Genomic DNA, 2,069 nt, shown 5'->3' on the forward strand with positions numbered 1-2,069 from the left:
TGCGCGCAAAGCGGCGCTTGCCTGAAGAAGAGGCGGACATAAGAAACTTTCACGTAAGCGCCCGGAACCGTCCGAGCGACGTGGCTGGCAATGGGGCCAGCCGACGCCATGGTAACCGACAGGCAGGCCGCTTACAACCGGCGCCACCGCCATGGTCTACCATGCGGGGCTTGGCCGCCGGCACGGAGCCGGAAGGCATAAAAACAAAGGGAACCATGGACTCCGCAATGACCACCACCGAAACCTACTTGATCGCCATGGCGCTCATCTTCGCGGTGCCCTACCTGATCTGGCGGGTTCTCGGAACCGACTACTACGCGCCGCTGGTGGTGGTGCAGATGATCGCCGGCATTTTGCTGGGCCCGGGCATCCTGGGCAAGGTCTACCCTGACTACTACGCCTTTGTCTTCAGCGCGCCGGTGGTGCAGTCGCTCAACGGCATTGCCTGGTGGGCCGTCATGGTGTTTGTCTGGATCGCCGGCATCGAGCTGGACCTCAAAAAGACCTGGGAACACCGGCGCGAAAGCGGCATCACCGCCGGCCTGGCGCTAAGCACACCGCTGGTGTTGGGTTGCGTCGTGGCCGCAGGCATGCTGATGTACCCGGGGTGGCTGGGCGCGCAAGGCATGCCCTGGCAGTTTGTGGTGGGCGTCGGCATGGCCTGCGCCGTCACGGCGCTGCCCGTGCTGATCCTGCTGATGGACAAGCTCGCCATCCTGCGTCAGCCCGTGGGCCAGCGCCTGATCCGTTACGCCAGCCTCGACGACATCGCGATCTGGGGCGTGCTGGCACTGATCCTGATGGACTGGAAACGGGTGGGCACCCAGGTCGGTTTTCTCGTGGCGTTCGGCGTTGTGAGCTATGCCTTTCGCAAGCTCATGGTGTGGCTGCCCGAGCGTGACCGCTGGTACGTCGGGTTGATCTGGTTGATCGTCTGCGCCTTCGGTGCGGAATGGGCCGGGCTGGACTACATGATCGGGGCTTTCCTGGCCGGCGCCGTCATCGACGGTGAGTGGTTCAACCAGGAACACATGGACCTGCTGCGCCATCACGTGCTGCTGGTGATGATGCCGGTGTTCTTCCTCAGTGCGGGGCTGCGCACCAATTGGTCCGTCGGCGGAGAGGCTGTTTTTATCGCCRCGGCGGTGCTGTTGGTGGCTTCAGTCGGCGGCAAGTTGATGGGCACTTACATCGCAGGCAAAGTGCTGAAATGGGCGCCCGGCGAAGGCTCCTTCATCGGCTGGCTGCTGCAGACCAAAGGGCTGATCATGATCATCTTTGTCAACATCCTGCTGAGCAAGAAAATCATCTCCAATGAGACCTTCACCGCCCTGCTGCTGATGGCCATTGCCAGCACCATGCTGACGGTGCCGATGACGGCACCCCGGCTTCAGCGCATGAAGGAGATCATCTTTCGCTCGAAGTAACCGGAGTAATCGGCCTCCTGGCGGCCTTCCAGCGGGCCAGCAGGAACTCCAGCGCCAAAATCAGCAGGAATCCGCAGGCATAGGCGAGCACGTCCATCCAGTCAGCCACCGAACCCAGCAGAATCTTCAGCACCCGGTTCTGCACGTGCCAGCCGTTGACGCTGGCCACATACTGGGCCAGCTCCACGAGGCAACCCACCGCAAACGCCACCAGCGCCAGGCCCTGGGTGTTGGCCTTGATCACGGTCTTGAGCAAAAGGTACACCCACACCACCGCCAGCACGTCGCCCACAAAACCCCGCAGCCAGCGGTGGTGCGACCACACGGTCGCGATCAGCACTTCAATGATGAAAATGAAGAGTGCCCATAGCGCCGCCTCGCGGTCAAAGCGCAGCTTCACGCGGGGAGTGCCCGTCTCAGTCGGGTACATGGATGCGCGCCTTCACATGCTTCAGGTTGGCCACGATGGTGAAGGTCATGACCACCAGCAGCGACCAGGAACTCCATTTGCCCACATGGACAAGGGACCAGGCGCCCAGCTGGTTGGGGTAATGCCACAGACTGAAGAACGTGCTGATGTTTTCAGCCACCCAGATAAAGAAGCCGATCAGCAGAAAAGCCAGCAACAGCGGCATGCTCCGG

At 61.8% G+C, this 2,069-nt stretch carries 3 protein-coding genes; 1 reads left to right on the forward strand and 2 read right to left on the reverse strand.

The features are described 5' to 3' along the window. Window positions 1-227 precede the first annotated feature (227 nt). Window positions 228-1,427: a cation:proton antiporter gene (locus AC1DWI_RS20875; protein ID WP_477725648.1), complete on the forward strand. Its 1,200-nt coding sequence runs from the start codon at window positions 228-230 to the stop codon at window positions 1,425-1,427. Here the strand turns inward: AC1DWI_RS20875 and AC1DWI_RS20880 are convergent. Beyond that, complete coding sequence (locus AC1DWI_RS20880) at window positions 1,408-1,857, reverse strand: ribosomal maturation YjgA family protein (RefSeq protein WP_477668169.1); 450 nt, start codon at window positions 1,855-1,857, stop codon at window positions 1,408-1,410. The two genes, AC1DWI_RS20875 and AC1DWI_RS20880, sit on opposite strands and share 20 nt — an antisense overlap. Further along, a partial coding sequence (locus tag AC1DWI_RS20885) for a DUF817 family protein (RefSeq protein WP_477725649.1) occupies window positions 1,844-2,069 on the reverse strand: 226 nt, incomplete at its 5' end. The genes AC1DWI_RS20880 and AC1DWI_RS20885, both read right to left, overlap by 14 nt.

Source organism: Polaromonas sp. P3_C2 (assembly GCF_056402675.1).

What these genes read in the sequence shown, in the direction of transcription:
- AC1DWI_RS20880 (WP_477668169.1), bottom strand. Translation starts at nt 1,857, where the DNA reads ATGTACCCGACTGAGACGGGCACTCCCCGCGTGAAGCTGCGCTTTGAC.